The following is a 15,366-nucleotide window of genomic DNA, read 5'->3' on the forward strand; positions in this document are numbered from 1 at the left end:
TCGTAAATTAGGAAGAATGATTAGAAAAATCGAATCTTCCCCTTTACAATTTATGCGCAAACTCCTTATTTTATTTCTATTAAGTTCCTGGTCCCTTCAAGCCCAAGACAAATCAGGTATAACTGGGAAACCTGATACGTCCTTTGCAAACTATTCTGCTTGGCGGAGTCTATTGAAAGAGGATCCCACGGTGCGGCTGACTGATTTTCAAAGTTCAAAGAGCAAAGTTCAAAGTTCAGTGTACAAAGTAATAGGAAAGAGAAAATTAGCAGTAGATGAATATGCGATTTCAACCTCTCGCGTGCTACCTGCGCTTGTTTTCTTTCATGGGGGAGGCTGGCGAACGGGTCATCGCTCACAGCATATTCCCTTAGCAAAAGCACTGGCTGATCGCGGTTATCGCGTATTTCTAGTGGAATACCGATTATCCACAGAAGCTTTATATCCAGCGGCCATGCTGGATGCGCAGGCAGCCTTGCAGTGGGTAGATAAACGAAAGAATGTAGGAGAAATCTATGTAGCGGGTTATTCAGCTGGGGGCCAAATGGCTGCGCTATTGGGATCTGTTCAAGATGAAAACACCTATGGTAAAGGGGTGAAACTGGCTGGAGTAATTGATATTGATGGAATTTTAGCCTTTATTCATTCAGAGTCAGGGGAAGGTGATGATAGCAAACGCACCTCGGCAGCTACCTATTATTTTGGCTATAATAAAAAGGATGGCGAAGCGATATGGAAAGAGGGTTCGGCCTTAAGTCATGTCACTAAAGGGGATCCTCCTGTCTTATTTTTGAATTCTGGTGTAGATAGAATGCACGCAGGCCGAACAGATTTTATGAATAAAATGGCAGGATTTGGGATCCATACGGAATATTATACGTTTGAAAAAGCACCTCATACCTTCGTTTTAATGAATCACTGGTTTAACCAAGTGGTGGATCGGATGGATCGCTTTATGAAGAAGCGTTTAGTGGTGGGGACTGAATTCAAAACGATACAATCAGCCGTGGATTCCGCGCGTCCAGGTCAAGAGATATTTATCAAAAATGGGCACTATCGAGAAAAGGTTTTCATCGATTCATTAAAGCACCACTTGAGTTTTACAGGAGAAAGTAGGGAGGGAGTGGTGATACAGGAGTCGATTGCACGGGATATTTGGCGTTGTTCTAATCCAGATGATTATGGCGCAGGCGTGTTGAATATCAAGGGCCATGATCTTTCGTTTACGAACCTCACGGTTATTAATGAGTATGGATTTACGGCTACCAAGGACGTAACTATCCCATGTTTAAACGAAGCAGGTAAAGAAACGAACACGACTGTTCAGAAATATGCGCTTCCTCGCGAGAAAGGAGAGAAAGAAGGGGAGAAGATCGTCCGTGTGGATGGTCACCAATTTGCGGTTCGGACGATGCCAGGGGCAACAAGATTGTCTTTTGAGCATTGCACCTTGCAATCAGGCGGAGGCGATACGATGAGTCCGTGGGATGTGAATACCGGAATGTATTATTTGAATGACTGTTTAATCGAAGGGGGAGTAGATTTGTATTGTCCGCGCGGTTATGCCTTAGCTGAAAACTGCACATTTGTGTGCCATAATACAAGTGCTGCTATTTGGCATGATGGATTGGGAGATCAAAATGCGAAGACGGTATTAAAGAATTGTCGCTTCATGGGTGATCTGGGATATAAATTAGGTCGCTACCACCGGGAAGCTCAATTTTATTTGTTCAACTGTTCCTTTGATAAAAACATGGCTGATGCACCAATCTACCAATCGGGCGATCGGGTGCTCAATTGGGGGCATCGCGTGTATTATTCGGGTTCTCACCGCGATGGGGGGGACTATACATGGCATAAAAACAATACCTCTTTGAAAGCTGCTGACTTTACTTTTAAATCGGTTTTTGGAGATAAATGGAAAAAATAATTTATTGTATCAATAAAATACATTAACTTTGAACCATTACCTCTAAACCTATTTTTTATGAACTCGAGAAGAAAATTTTTACAACAGTCTAGCGCATTCCTAGCGGCTAGCGTTTTTGCTCCTCGGTTTTTATCTGCCCAAACCTTCACAAGTCGTCCAGTCGGTATTCAATTGTTTACCTTCTTTGGCAAATTCGACCAAGATGTGAAAGGCAATCTGCAGAAAATCGCAGAACTCGGCTACACGGAGATCGAATCAGCCTTCAGTATGTTACCCGGTTTTTATGGAATGAAAGGGAAAGAGTTCAAGGCTATTAATACAGATTTGGGTCTTAATTGGGTGGCACATCATGTGGTGGGTGCTCCTCTAAAACCGCGTCCAGGTATGGATATGTCACGTTTCCCGAAAATGGTGAATTTACGTGATGACGCGCAGCAAGCAGTAGATAATGCTGCAGAGGCAGGTGTGAAATACTTGGTTTGTGCGAATATTCCGATAGAGACGAAAGACGAGGTTTCTCAGGCTGTTGTTACACTGAATAAAGTAGGTGAATTAGCGAAGAAAGCAGGATTAACTTTCTGCTACCATAACCATGATGCAGAATTTAAAGTAGTAGAAGGCCAAAAAGCCTTTGACGTTTTCACCTCCCAGGTTCCAGCAGACTTATTGAAATTTGAATTAGACTTAGGTTGGGCTTCCAAGGCGGGCGTGGATGTACCTGCTTTATTTAAGCAGCATCCGGGACGTTTCCCTTTATGCCATATCAAAGATTTTGACTCAGAATTTAAAAATATTCTCCCAGTAGGAGAGGGTGTCATTAACTACAAGCGCATTTTTGATGCGGCTAAATCAGGAGGATTAGAACACTTCTTTGTAGAACATGACTTCCCGAAAGACGCTTTCGAAAGCCTTCGCATTAGCAAGAAAGCTTTGGATGCAATTTTATAATCCGCCTAAGGTTTTAGTGTTTAATGATTGAATTTAGAATCTGGAAAAACATCCCCTCGTGGGGGATGTTTTTTTATTTTAGGATGTAAAACTGGTAAGGAGCAAATGCTAAATGGTCATGATCCATTCCCACCTGGATTGTTTTGCCTGACCAAAGGTCTTTCAGCGAAGTGGCACGTTCTCCAAAAGCACCGAGTACATAATAGGTCACCTCTTGCGGCACCGCACTAAAGTTGAATAAGAAATACACTTTCTCGTCCTCTATGTAGCGCTCGAAACCGATGATGGAATTATTGTGAATCTCTAACCAGTGAATATTTTTCAAATCAGCCACCGCTTTTAATGATTTACGCAGCTTGATCAGCTTTTGTAAATTCGAGAATACCTGGTTTTCCACTGTATTCGGCGAGTCAACCGCCGCATTCTTCTTCCAATCGATGATAGGTCGGTGCATCCAACGGTTATCGTAGGATTTTCCAGGATCTTCTAAATAAGCATAATCATTTGTGTAAGCCGCCTCATCACCATAGAATAACATGGGAACCCCTCCTACAAATAGGCTTAGTGCCTGCATCAAGATAATCTTGTCAATCGATGTCTGAATGGCAGACGCATCTTTTGCATTTATGGCTTTTTCCAAACCACACAAAGAGGCTAGTGAACCAGATAGGCGAGCATCCTGTGTTTTTGGATTCACTGCAAAAAGGGCACCTGTGGCTGGTGAGTCGATTCCGCCGCTGTAATAGTTCTTGATATACGAGCGGTGATCGTAGGGATTATAACCAGCTTGCTCAATCATCCAATCGTCATAACCTAAACCGATATCATCATGGCAACGGGTATAAGTTAGCCAGGTTGCGCCTTTCGGCTTACGCAATAATTCATTTTGTGCGGTTCGCATCACGCGGATATCGCCTGTTGCGAGGGCATCCCATTGCACTGCCATTTGGGTGGCATTATAAGCGAAGTCACATTCGTGTGTCGCGAAACGCCCCGTCCCAAAATATTCCATAATTTGTGCAGGTGCCACAATCGCCTCACCTAAAATGGCCATTCCCGGCGTTGCCACTTCCACACACATTTTGATTAATTGTAGCAATTGGTGGGCTTCAGGTAGGTTTTGGCAAGAGGTACCCATTTGTTTCCAAATGAACGCCGGCGCATCAATACGCACCACATCCACACCTAGATTCGCATAACAGAATACGTTAGCGAGCATTTCTACGAAGACTTTGGGATTCGTATAATTCAAATCCCACTGGTAATGATGGAAAACGCTCATCACCCATTTGTCTAATTTTTCGTCATAAGTGAAACTGCCTGGGGAACTCTCTGGAAAAATTTCTGGCATCGTTTCTTCCATCGCATCCGGAATGCGGCGGTCATCGTACATGTAGAAATAGTCCTGGTATTCTTTGATCCCCGCTTTCGCTAGCTTCGCCCATTCGTGGTGATGCGACGTGTGATTTAACACAATGTCGATCATTAAATACATGTCCTTTTGCTGCAGCTCCTGCTGGAATGCACGCAAATCTTCGATCGTCCCCAACTTCTCCTCCACCACGCGAAAATCTTCCACTGCATAACCGCCATCACTTTCTCCTTCTGGACTCTTAAATAAGGGCATCAGGTGGAGGAAATTCACGCCTAATTTTTCCAAATAAGGCAATTTAGCTGGCATGTCCTTAATCTTTCCTGCGAAACGATCCACGTAAAGACTCATCCCCACGAGGTCTTGACTTAAAAACCAGTTTTCTTCCTGCTTCGCCTTTGCTTCGTCCCTTTTTTTTAAGGAAGCACTGCGATCTAGATGTGCTTGAAAAATAGCGTTGATTAAATCGGTAAATAAGGGACTGTCTCCATAAATCGTTCTAAAATGGGTATGGATATCGTCCAAATTCGCAGTTAAACGCTCTTGAAAGCCTGCATCTTTGATCTTATGGTTCTTTATAAGCGCATGCGCCTGTTTTTGTAAAGCGGAATTGTACACGTTCGATTAATTAAAAATACTGTTATTCAAATTTTTGAAGGCCTCCATGGCTCCTAGGTATTCGCACGTTCTGGCACCCGCCTTATTAGCGTTTTCCACAATCTTTTTCCAGGCCGCAAAATCAAGATCTTGGATTTTTAAACCATCTAATTGATAAAGTACAGCGCCTACAAAGGCATCGCCAGCACCCGTCGTGTCGACCGGTTTAATGGCAATACTTGGAATGATATAGGTTTTGCCAGCTAGGCCTAATAAAGTACCCTCTTTTCCTAAGGTAATGGCAAAAACGCCTTTACAGATTTCTAATAAAGCTTCCGTCGCCTCTTCCAAAGTTTCCGTCTCAGTAATTAGCATCGCTTCCTCATCTGATAATTTGGTGAAATCTGCCTCTTTCAGGAAGAGTAGACTTTGCTTGATGAAGGTGGGTATTTTATCGCCAAACAATAAATGGCGGTAATTCGGATCAAAAGAAATGATTTTGCCGTCCTTTTTCGCTCGGTCTTTTAAGGAATAATAGGCTGCATTTAGTGGCCCTTCTAAAAAGGCAGTAGCTGATCCGAAGTGAACAATATTCGCGCTAGAAAGGTCAATTGCCGCCACTTCCGCTTCAGTTAAAGCCGCATCTGCGCCTCTATTAAAAACGAAATCACGTTCTCCGTCTAGCATAAGAGAAACGAAGGCAAAAGTCGTGAAAGAGTTCGGATCTAAATGAACATGTTTGGTGTCCACATTAAAATCCTGCATCACCGAGATGAGCTGGCGACCGAAAGGGTCATTTCCTACTTTGGCACTTAATAAAACCTTCCCGCCTAAGGCACCTATCGCGGCTGCTACATTCGTGGGAGCACCTCCCGGTTTCTTTAAAAAATGTTGACCGTCTGATAGGCTTGAACCCTTGTCAGTACAAATCATATCAATCAAGGCTTCGCCTATACAGATGACACTCATGCGGATTGTTTAGATGGGGATGGTTTAATAAAGGCAGTCGCTAGGGCTGCAATGGCTAATAAAGCTCCTGCAAAGGTAATTGCATTTCTGGGATCATTGTCTAAAAAATGCTTTAAAATATAGCCAAATGAAAGATTTTGTAAGATCATTGGAATAACTATCATCATATTAATGATACCCATATAAACGCCATAACGCTCCTTCGGTATATCTCCCACGACTAGTAAATAGGGGATACCCATCATACTCGCCCAACCAATCCCGAAACCAGAAATGGCGAAGAACAAGAGGTTTTTATTCTCAATGTGTGGGAAGGCCAGGAAACCTGCCGCCGCTAAAATCAAACAAACCATATGAACAGCTTTAGCCCCATATTTATTCGCATAACGAGCTAAGGCTAAGGCAGATAAGAAAGTGACGATATTGTACCATCCATTCACTAGACCCGTCCAGGAAACCGCTTGTTCGTATAGTTCTGGGTTATCTTTCGGTGTTGCATTCCAAACAGAAAGCGCAATACTCTTTGATGAATTTTGCCAGTAGCAGAACAGGGCATACCATTGGAATAAATATACAAGGGCTAATTGCCACATCACTTTAGGCATTTCACCTATCGCATGGAAAATCTCGAAAATGGATTCTAGTACACTGGTTTTTCGTGCACGAATTTCCTTTAATTCCTCTTCGGTCGGTTCAATTTCCGAGGTGGTGTGCATACTCCACCAGATTGAACCGATGGAACAGACAGCCCCTAAAAAGAAGGAGGCATATACCCAGGTAGGTAAAGAGCCGGTTTTTCCGATGAAAATCATCGGGAAGATGAAGAGGGAAAGGTTAGCTAAGGTTTGGCCAAAACCGGTGAAGAAACTCTGCATTTGAAAACCAGTCGGCTGCTGCTCGTCGTTTAATTTATCTGCCACAAAGGCACGATAAGGCTCCATCGCCGTGTTATTCCCAGCATCTAGTATCCACAATAAACTAGCGGCCATCCATAACGAGGAGCTGAAAGGATATAAAAGTAGGCAAATACTGCATAATAAGGCTCCTATGAGGAAATAGGGCTTGCGGCGGCCCCATTTAGGGTGCCAGGTACTGTCGCTTAATGCACCGATGAATGGTTGAATTAAAAGCCCAGTAACGGGGCCAGCTAAGTTTAATAAGGGAATTTCGTCTGGACTCGCTCCTAGAAAATCATAAATGGGATTCACTGCGCTCTGCTGTAATCCGAAGCTGTATTGAATACCAAAAAAGCCAACGTTCATGTTGACTATTTGACTGAAACTCAAGGAGGGTTTACGTAATGACATGTTTGATAGGTTTATTCGTAGATGAAATTTAACTATTCTACCCAAGACCAGCAAACTGTCCTACACTGTTGAACCTAATATTCCTGATTAAGCGGGTGTATCATCAATTCATCGATAACTACGTGCGCTGGTTGATTCATCACATAAAAGATACTGTTCGCCATATCCTCCGGACTTAACCAACCTTGGTGGGAAGGATCCCCTGTTGGATCGGCATGAAAGTGGGAATCCACTAATCCAGAGTAAATGGTGCTAACTTTAATTCCATCTCTTCTCACCTCTTTTCTTAGCGCCTCTGTGAACGCGTGTTGTGCATATTTAGATGCACAATAAAGAGATCCTCCATCAAAAACCCGCTTAGCTACATCAGAGGCAATCGTTATAAAATGACCTTTTTTAGCGGCTTTCAGGTGAGGCAGGGCCTTCTGAGAGAATAAAAAAGTGCCTTTCACGTTCGTGTCAAATACCTGATCCCATTGCGCTGCAGAATAGGATTCCGTAGGCCCAAAAGCCCCGATCCCCGCGTTATTGATTACAAAATCAATATGCCCGAAAGTATGCATCGTTTTTTCGACCGCTTCGGAAACAAAGGCTTCATCAGACACATCTCCATCGAAATACAAGGGACGATGTCCAATTTCCGTAATTTCAGCAGCCAAATCCTTCAATTCACCTTTATTGCGTGCCACTAAACTGAGTTGGAAGTTGTTCTGAGCCAATAAGATAGCTAGTGCACGGCCGATTCCACGAGAGGCTCCGGTGATGATGGCGGTGGGTAGGGAATTTGACATATAAGATTATTTTTTGTTAAATTTATACAATTCCAATATAGATATGAATCAAAGAATTGCGTTTCTAATTAATCCCTTGAAGAATACAGTCGATATTTTAGACTATTTCTCCTGGGTCCTAGAAGTCGTAAAGCTAAAGAAAAAAGACTGGGAAATTGAGCTTTTTACAAAAGAATGGCCTGCCGTTTTAAGTGATTTTGATCAAGTCTGGGTGATGGGTGGCGATGGCACTTTTAATTATTTTGTGAACAACTATCCTTCGCTTGATAAGCCCATCGCCTTATTTAAAGGCGGAACTGGGAATGATTTTTACTGGAAACTATTCGGGGAGCGATCAAGAGTGTCACATTTAGAAGCCGTCTTGGCGGGACATGTTGAGGAATTCGATGCAGGTTCCTGTAATGGGCAACTATTTTTAAATGGTGTGGGGATTGGAATAGAAGGAGAGGTACTTAAATCAATGGATTCTATTCGCTATTTTAAAGGAGGTTTAGGCTATTATTTAGCGGCTATTCCGAACTTATTGAAGTTTAAAACCTATTCTGTCTCCTATGCAAAAACGGTAGATCGCGACGTTTTTCTTTGCATGGTTTTCAATTCCTCAAGAGCAGGGGGAGGATTTCATTTCTTTCCCAAAGCCTCCGTGCAAGATGGTCTTCTCGATGTGCTCTTCTGTCAGCCCATTCCGGTTTGGAAAAGACTTTATTATATGCCCATTATTCAATCAGGGAAGCATGTAAACCTGCCTATAGTTGAATTTTCTCAAGAGAAAAAGATTTCCATTCAAACCAGTCGTGTGCTCAGTGCACAAGTAGATGGGGAGGTTCAAACGTCAGACAAATTTGATTTCTGCGTTCTTCCTGCTAAATTTAAATTCATCATTCCTACACTATGAAAAAAATACTTCTGTTTGCCCTAGTAAGTCTTCAAGTTTTCGCTCAAGACGCCGATAAAAAGAAAGTCTTAGCAAGAATACAACAACAAGAATCGCATTACAGTGCTATCGCACAGAAAATCTGGAACTTCGCCGAAGTCGGATATAAAGAAAAACAATCCTCTGCACTCTTACAGGAAACCTTAAAGCAAGCTGGATTCACGATTGAATCTGGAGTAGCCGGTATTCCTACTGCTTTTGTCGCGACTTACGGTCAAGGTAAACCGGTGATTGGGATTATGGCAGAATACGATGCTTTACCTGGTTTATCACAAGATTCGATTCCGACCAAACGATCTTTAGGAGGTGCCTCTGGTCACGCTTGCGGCCACCATTTATTTGGGACAGGTTCTTCTGCTGCGGCTATTGCCGTAAAAGAATGGCTGAAAGAAACAGGTGGTAAAGGAACAATTAAGTTATACGGATGCCCTGCAGAAGAAGGGGGTTCTGGAAAAGTATATATGGTGCGTGAGGGTTTATTTAATGACGCTGATATCATGTTGCACTGGCATCCAAGCGACGCGAATTCGGTTTCTACGGGTTCTTCTTTGGCTAATAAAACAGGCAAATTCCGTTTCTATGGACTTTCTTCACACGCAGCTGCTTCTCCTGAAAGAGGGCGCTCTGCTTTAGATGCTGTGGAGGCCATGGACTTTATGGCGAATATGATGCGCGAACACGTGCCATCCTCTACCCGAATTCACTATGTGATTACGAACGGTGGTAAAGCCCCTAATATCGTTCCAGATTACGCAGAGGTCTATTATTATGTGCGTTCACCGCAACGCGATATCGTTACGGATGTGTGGAATCGCTTGGAAAAAGCCGCCGAAGGGGCCGCTTTAGGAACAGGTACACGTTACGAACTAGAGGTTATCGGTGGAGTATATGAAATTTTGCCAAACGATAAGTTAGCGTCTGTCATGAGTACAAACTTACAAACCGTAGGTGGATACATTTTGAATCCCACAGAATTAGCTTTCGCGAAACAAATGCAGCAAACAACAGGTATGTTGCAAACCGATTTAGCATCGACCTCCTCAGTCGTTCCGGGTCGTCCGGATCCGAGTGGCGGTGGTTCCACGGATGTGGGTGATGTGAGTTGGGTAGTGCCTACAATCGGTTTAGGCACAGCAACTTGGGTACCTGGTACGTCAGCACACAGCTGGCAAGCGGTGGCTGCGGGTGGAATGAGCATAGGAAAGAAAGGTATGATGGTGGCTGCCAAAACATTAGCAGGAACCGCCCTGGATTTATTCAAGAATCCCGCCTTGATTGATGCAGCAAAAGCAGAGTGGACGAAGCGAAAAGGGGCTGAATTTAAATATAAGGCGCTTTTAGGCGATCGCAAGCCGGCCTTGAATTATAGAGACTAAAAAATAAAAAGGCTTCGGCCTTTTTTATTTTATTTATTCATCGTAATATTGCAATGTAATAATTAAACCATGGGAATCACTAAATCAGATCTCTTCACAGAAGAACAAAATGCAATCGCTCAGATGGCCAAAGTACTCGGACATCCTGCGCGCGTCGCTATTTTACAACATTTGGTGAAATCCAATACCTGCATCAACGGAGATTTAGTCCAAGAATTAGGTTTAGCCCAAGCCACTGTTTCTCAACATTTAAGAGAGTTGAAAGAGGTCGGCTTCATCCAAGGTACGATAGAAGGTGTCTCGGTTTGTTATTGCATTAACCCAGAAAAGTGGGCAGAATTTAGCCAACTTTTTGGGGAGTTCTTCGAACATTATTTTATCGCACAAAAATCTAACTGTTGTTAATATGTCAACTTTTCCACGAATGCACGTCTCCCTGTATGTCAGCAATTTAGCGGCATCGGTGAATTTTTACTCGACTTTTTTCGGTCAGCCAGCTACGAAGGTAAAGCCAGGCTATGCAAAGTATGTTTTAGACAGTCCGTCACTCATTATCTCGTTTATTGAAAATCCAGACCGAGTTCAGTCGAATTTTGGCCACTTAGGTTTTCAATTGGAGACGGCGGAAGAAATGCAAACACGCTTAGAAGTAGCTAGAAATCAAGGTATTGTTTCTAAAGAAGAAATAGGCACTTCCTGCTGCTACGCGGTACAGGATAAATTCTGGGCTACAGATCCCGATGGCGTACAATGGGAAGTATATTATTTCCATGAAGACGCCGAATTCAATGACCCACACTATGAAATGCAAGATGCCTCAGCTTGTTGCATGCCTCCTGCGGATGCCGTTATAGAAAAACCAAAATTAAAAATTGCCGAAGTGCAAGCCGCAAACGCTTGTGCTCCAGGCTCTGGATGTTGCTAAGATGAAGGATTTATTAAACCAAAATTTGGACCAAATTCTCTCCCTCGAAATCCCCGAGGAGCGTAGAGAAATTTTACAAGTCTTAATTGATTATATCAAAGACAAACGCAAGAAAGAGCAGCCCATTCGCCTGAATTTCATCTGCACGCACAATTCCCGTCGCTCTCAATTCTCGCAAGTCTGGGCACAAACCGCCGCAGATTATTTCCAAATCCCAGCTCAATGCTATTCAGGTGGGGTAGAAGTGACGGCTTGCAACGAACGCACCGTTGCCTCCTTAGAACGTATGGGTTTCATCGTATCCAAACACGGACATTCGAATCCGATTTACTTTGCCCTGCATACCCAAGATTCACGTCCCATCATCTTATTCTCAAAATTATACGATGACGTCATCAACCCACATGGAATCTTTGCAACGGTTATGACCTGTTCGCATGCGGATGAAAATTGTCCCATTATACCTGGAGCAGAAGCCCGCATTCCAATACGTTATGAGGATCCTAAAGCTTTTGATGACACAGCTGAAGAGGCCACGCAATATGATGCGAGGTCTAGACAGATTGCGGGGGAGATGTTTTATGTGTTTTCAAGGGTATCAATCTAGTAGACTGGAGTCGCTAGTCACTAGTCGCTAGTCGAAAGTCCGGAGGAAGCATTTACCATTTACCATTCACCATTTACCATTCTCTCCTACGAGGTATGATCCCTCACAACCAGCCACTTACCATCAATTTTCTTCATCAACAACGTAAAATAACCTCCCGCATCACCCACCTTTGGTCTTGTTAAATGCCATTTTCCTAATACCCAGGCCGTTTTTCCATCAGTAACATCGATTTCTTGAATGTCAAAATCTAGCGTTCCCATCATCTCCCGATTAGGATAGGATTTTAAATAACGTTCCAAAGTAGCTTCCCAGCCAGAGACTACTCCGCCTTTTCCGATGAATTTCAGGTTAGGGGATTTTTCGTAGTATTCCATAAAGCCTTTCACATCTCCGGCGTTCCAAAGTGTAATCTGAGTATTCAGGACAGATTTGATGTCGGATTCGTCTTTATTTGTTTGTGCGAACAGGAGAGTGGGGAGGAGGAGAAGGAGGAGTATTTTCATTGTAGATTATAGATAAGAGAGTAGAGAGTAAAGATAATAGAGCAAAGATAATAGAGAATTGTAAATGGTGAATGGTGAATGGTAAATGGTAAATGGTATTTTTTTCCTCCCGACTATCGACTAGTGACTAGCGACTCCCGACTACTGATTACTGGATACCGACTACCGTTTTCCGGGATTTCGTCTCAATTTTTACCACATTTTTTTGAATAACCGATTATTGTATCATTTTTGTAGAATAATAAATTAAACCTATGATTAAGAAAATTACTCTCGCCATTTTGATGGCATTTCCTGTGCTTTCTTCGCTTGCGCAGGCCCCAGATGAAAATCGTTTTGTGAAATCAGTCTTAGTTGACAAATTGGATGAACCGATGGAGTTTACCTTTTTGCCGGATGGACGTATTCTATTCGTAGAAAGAAAAGGGGATGTGAAGTCTTATGATACAAAGACCAAAGAAACGAAGACGATCGCTCACTTAAATGTGAATACGAAGTACAAGAATCGCCTGGGTCAAGAGCGTGTGGCAGAGGAGGGATTGATGGGAATTGTTTTGGACCCTAACTTCAGCAAAAATCATTGGTTATATCTTTATTATGCGCATCCGACAGAGACTAAACATATTTTAGCGCGTATGGAATTGCGTGGGGATGAGTTGTTAGTTGAGCAACAAAAAGTGCTTTTAGAGGTTCCTACACAGCGTGAGGAGTGTTGCCATACTGGTGGTGGAATGGTTTTTGATAAATCAGGAAATCTTTTCCTAACAGTAGGAAATAATACAAGTAACAGTAATTCAGATGGTTATGCGCCTATTGATGAGCGTCCAGGTCAAGCGTATTGGGATGATCAGCGTGGTGCGTCGAATACAAATGATTTACGTGGAAAGATTTTACGTATTCACCCAGAGGCGAATGGTACGTACACGATTCCTAAAGGCAATTTATTCGCTCCAGGCACGCCTAAGACGAAGCCGGAGATTTATACGATGGGTCACCGCAATCCTTGGAGACCTAGTATTGATTCGAAAACAGGTTTCTTATATTGGGGAGAGGTAGGTCCAGATGCTTCGGTTGATTCAGAGAAAGGTCCTCGCGGATATGATGAATTTAATCAGGCCAAAGGTCCAGGCTATTACGGCTGGCCTTATTTCATCGGAAATAACCAAGCTTATGCGGATGTAAACTTTGAGACGATGGCAATTGGTCCTAAGTTCAATCCAGCGGCTCCTATTAACGAATCCCCTAATAACACCGGTTTACGTGAATTGCCTGCGGCAACGAAGGCGATGATTTGGTATCCATATGGTACTTCAGAAGAGTTTCCATTAGTAGGTTCATCAGGTCGTTCAGCGACGGGTGGTCCGGTATTCCATCGCTCTGATTTTCCTACTGCAAAACGTGCTTTTCCAGCGTATTATGAAGGAAAATGGTTAATTGTTGAGTTTATGCGTGGTTGGATTATGGCCGTGACAATGGATGAAAAAGGAGATTATAAGTCGATGGAGCGTTTTATGCCTTCGACGACTTTTGGTTCTGCGATTGATATGGACTTCAGCCCAGAGGGTGATTTATACGTGTTAGAATATGGTTCGGCTTGGTTCCGTGGCAATGAAAATGCCCGTTTAGTGAAGATCGAATACCAAGGAGGAAACCGCAAGCCTTATGTGGAGGCTTCTGCAGCGAAGAAGGCTGGTGCAGCACCGTTTACTACGACATTATCCGCAGAAGGGACGAAAGACTTCGATGGAGATAAATTAACCTATACGTGGACAGTGAAGAAGGCTGGTAAAATCGTGAAGAATTTAACTGGTGCGACTGCTACTTTAAGCTTGAAAGACGCAGGTAAATACCAAGTTAGCTTGAAAGCTTCGGATCCGAAGGGATTATCGAATACGGCTTCTTTGGAAATATTAGTAGGAAATGAGGCTCCAGTAGTCGACATCGCAGTGGAAGGCAATAAATCTTTCTATTTTGAAGGCCAGCCAGTTAAATATGCGGTGAAAGTGGAAGATAAGGAAGACGGTACGCTAGGAAAAGGAATCGCGCCAGAGGCGGTTGCTGCAACGGTTGATTATGTGGCGTCTGGTTACGATCCAATCGAAATGGCACAATCGCACAGAAAGGCTGATAGCGATTTATTTGCTTCGGCTGGTCTTCGTTTAATCAATGCGAGTGATTGTAAATCATGTCACCAAATGTCTGTACGTTCCGTAGGACCTTCGTATAAAGAAGTGGCTGAGAAGTACAAAGGACAAGATATGGTGGAGAAACTATCTGATAAGGTTATTGTGGGTGGTATGGGAGTTTGGGGAGAGCATGCGATGTCTGCACACCCGAATATCTCAAAAGCAGACGCAAAATCCATGGTTAATTACATCCTGAGTTTAGGGGATGCTAAAGCGAGCAATGCGATCGGTATTGCTGGAGAATTAGGCTTGAAAAAACCAGCGGATCAAGCCTCTTCTAAAGGGGTATTCGTCGTTCGTGCGACCTACTTAGATAAAGGAAACAAGAAAATGGCACCGGTTCAATCTGAGAAATGGTTGTTCTTGCGTCACCCAGCGTTGAACGTAGAGAAAGCAGATGTTTCGAAAGGTATCTTGCAATTAATCACACCAGGTCGTTCGACGAATATGGTGGGTCAAAACCCGTATTTAGGCTACAAAGACTTAGATTTAACGGGTATTTCGACAATCGAAATTGCTGCCTCAGCGCAAGCACGAGCGAACGCAGCAGGTGGGGTGATTGAAATTCGATTAGATTCGCCAACAGGACCTGTTATTGGTAAGACTTCAGCCATTGAACTTTCACAAGGTGGATTTGGTGGACCTCCTCCAGCAGCAGCTACGCCAGGTAAAGGCGCGCCACTAGGAACAGGAGTAGCTGCGCCAGCTGCTTCAGCAGCTCCGGCAGCAGCCCCAGCGGCGGCACCTGCAGGTCAAAGAAGAATGGCTGGTCCAGCTGCCCAAAAAGTAGCGATACAATCCACCTCAGGTTCACATGACTTGTATTTTGTGGCGGTGAATCCGAAAGCCACAGAACAACAAATTGTCGTGCAGATTTCGGGTATTGAAATGAAAAAATAATCTCTCGATTATAGTAAG

At 43.3% G+C, this 15,366-nt stretch carries 13 protein-coding genes; 8 read left to right on the forward strand and 5 right to left on the reverse strand.

Annotation, left to right across the window (positions count from 1 at the left end):
• Positions 1 to 16: 16 nt before the first annotated feature.
• Together ACILP5_RS00920 and ACILP5_RS00925 are read left to right on the forward strand one after the other, a co-directional pair.
• Complete coding sequence (locus ACILP5_RS00920; protein ID WP_395616767.1) at positions 17 to 1,930, forward strand: alpha/beta fold hydrolase; 1,914 nt, start codon at positions 17 to 19, stop codon at positions 1,928 to 1,930.
• Between the two features lie 57 nt (positions 1,931 to 1,987).
• Positions 1,988 to 2,878, forward strand: coding sequence for a TIM barrel protein (locus ACILP5_RS00925; RefSeq protein WP_395616768.1), 891 nt, complete (start codon positions 1,988 to 1,990; stop codon positions 2,876 to 2,878).
• Positions 2,879 to 2,951: 73 nt separating this feature from the next.
• Here ACILP5_RS00925 and ACILP5_RS00930 read toward each other — a convergent pair whose 3' ends face one another.
• The 4 genes from ACILP5_RS00930 to ACILP5_RS00945 form a co-directional block, all read right to left on the reverse strand.
• Positions 2,952 to 4,868: an alpha-amylase family glycosyl hydrolase gene (locus tag ACILP5_RS00930; RefSeq protein WP_395616769.1), complete on the reverse strand. Its 1,917-nt coding sequence runs from the start codon at positions 4,866 to 4,868 to the stop codon at positions 2,952 to 2,954.
• A gap of 6 nt (positions 4,869 to 4,874) precedes the next feature.
• On the reverse strand, positions 4,875 to 5,816 hold the full coding sequence (locus ACILP5_RS00935) for a carbohydrate kinase (protein ID WP_395616770.1): 942 nt from the start codon (positions 5,814 to 5,816) through the stop codon (positions 4,875 to 4,877).
• Positions 5,813 to 7,123, reverse strand: a complete 1,311-nt coding sequence (locus ACILP5_RS00940) for an MFS transporter (protein ID WP_395616771.1) — start codon at positions 7,121 to 7,123, stop codon at positions 5,813 to 5,815. The genes ACILP5_RS00935 and ACILP5_RS00940 overlap by 4 nt, the downstream gene beginning before the upstream one ends.
• A 74-nt stretch (positions 7,124 to 7,197) precedes the next feature.
• On the reverse strand, positions 7,198 to 7,914 hold the full coding sequence (locus ACILP5_RS00945; RefSeq protein ID WP_395616772.1) for an SDR family oxidoreductase: 717 nt from the start codon (positions 7,912 to 7,914) through the stop codon (positions 7,198 to 7,200).
• A gap of 43 nt (positions 7,915 to 7,957) precedes the next feature.
• On the opposite strand from ACILP5_RS00945, the gene ACILP5_RS00950 reads away from it, so the two are divergent.
• The 5 genes from ACILP5_RS00950 to ACILP5_RS00970 all read left to right on the forward strand — a co-directional run bounded on the left by ACILP5_RS00950 (position 7,958) and on the right by ACILP5_RS00970 (position 11,756).
• Complete coding sequence (locus ACILP5_RS00950) at positions 7,958 to 8,809, forward strand: diacylglycerol/lipid kinase family protein (RefSeq protein ID WP_395616773.1); 852 nt, start codon at positions 7,958 to 7,960, stop codon at positions 8,807 to 8,809.
• Complete coding sequence (locus ACILP5_RS00955; protein WP_395616774.1) at positions 8,806 to 10,224, forward strand: amidohydrolase; 1,419 nt, start codon at positions 8,806 to 8,808, stop codon at positions 10,222 to 10,224. Before ACILP5_RS00950 ends, ACILP5_RS00955 begins: the two co-directional genes overlap by 4 nt.
• A 69-nt stretch (positions 10,225 to 10,293) precedes the next feature.
• Positions 10,294 to 10,629, forward strand: a complete 336-nt coding sequence (locus ACILP5_RS00960; RefSeq protein ID WP_395616775.1) for an ArsR/SmtB family transcription factor — start codon at positions 10,294 to 10,296, stop codon at positions 10,627 to 10,629.
• A gap of 1 nt (position 10,630) precedes the next feature.
• The gene (locus ACILP5_RS00965; RefSeq protein ID WP_395616776.1) at positions 10,631 to 11,149 is read left to right on the forward strand and encodes an ArsI/CadI family heavy metal resistance metalloenzyme; all 519 of its coding nucleotides are present in this window, start codon (positions 10,631 to 10,633) and stop codon (positions 11,147 to 11,149) included.
• Between the two features lie 25 nt (positions 11,150 to 11,174).
• A complete protein-coding gene (locus ACILP5_RS00970) occupies positions 11,175 to 11,756 on the forward strand; it encodes a protein-tyrosine-phosphatase (RefSeq protein WP_395616777.1) in 582 nt (193 codons plus the stop codon).
• Between the two features lie 86 nt (positions 11,757 to 11,842).
• Here ACILP5_RS00970 and ACILP5_RS00975 read toward each other — a convergent pair whose 3' ends face one another.
• Positions 11,843 to 12,262, reverse strand: a complete 420-nt coding sequence (locus tag ACILP5_RS00975) for a YybH family protein (RefSeq protein WP_395616778.1) — start codon at positions 12,260 to 12,262, stop codon at positions 11,843 to 11,845.
• A 254-nt stretch (positions 12,263 to 12,516) separates the two neighbouring features.
• Between ACILP5_RS00975 and ACILP5_RS00980 the strand changes: the two genes are divergently transcribed.
• On the forward strand, positions 12,517 to 15,348 hold the full coding sequence (locus tag ACILP5_RS00980; protein ID WP_395616779.1) for a PQQ-dependent sugar dehydrogenase: 2,832 nt from the start codon (positions 12,517 to 12,519) through the stop codon (positions 15,346 to 15,348).
• Positions 15,349 to 15,366 lie beyond the last annotated feature (18 nt).

This window comes from Aquirufa sp. (assembly GCF_044239315.1).
Taxonomy (GTDB): Bacteria; Bacteroidota; Bacteroidia; order Cytophagales; family Spirosomataceae; genus Aquirufa.

Excerpts from the sequence above, each read along its gene's own strand:
- ACILP5_RS00920 (WP_395616767.1), top strand. The coding sequence starts at position 17 with ATGATTAGAAAAATCGAATCTTCCCCTTTACAATTTATGCGCAAACTC.
- ACILP5_RS00925 (WP_395616768.1), top strand. The coding sequence starts at position 1,988 with ATGAACTCGAGAAGAAAATTTTTACAACAGTCTAGCGCATTCCTAGCG.
- ACILP5_RS00935 (WP_395616770.1), bottom strand. The coding sequence starts at position 5,816 with ATGAGTGTCATCTGTATAGGCGAAGCCTTGATTGATATGATTTGTACT.
- ACILP5_RS00940 (WP_395616771.1), bottom strand. The coding sequence starts at position 7,123 with ATGTCATTACGTAAACCCTCCTTGAGTTTCAGTCAAATAGTCAACATG.
- ACILP5_RS00945 (WP_395616772.1), bottom strand. The coding sequence starts at position 7,914 with ATGTCAAATTCCCTACCCACCGCCATCATCACCGGAGCCTCTCGTGGA.
- ACILP5_RS00950 (WP_395616773.1), top strand. The coding sequence starts at position 7,958 with ATGAATCAAAGAATTGCGTTTCTAATTAATCCCTTGAAGAATACAGTC.
- ACILP5_RS00955 (WP_395616774.1), top strand. The coding sequence starts at position 8,806 with ATGAAAAAAATACTTCTGTTTGCCCTAGTAAGTCTTCAAGTTTTCGCT.
- ACILP5_RS00960 (WP_395616775.1), top strand. The coding sequence starts at position 10,294 with ATGGGAATCACTAAATCAGATCTCTTCACAGAAGAACAAAATGCAATC.
- ACILP5_RS00965 (WP_395616776.1), top strand. The coding sequence starts at position 10,631 with ATGTCAACTTTTCCACGAATGCACGTCTCCCTGTATGTCAGCAATTTA.
- ACILP5_RS00975 (WP_395616778.1), bottom strand. The coding sequence starts at position 12,262 with ATGAAAATACTCCTCCTTCTCCTCCTCCCCACTCTCCTGTTCGCACAA.
- ACILP5_RS00980 (WP_395616779.1), top strand. The coding sequence starts at position 12,517 with ATGATTAAGAAAATTACTCTCGCCATTTTGATGGCATTTCCTGTGCTT.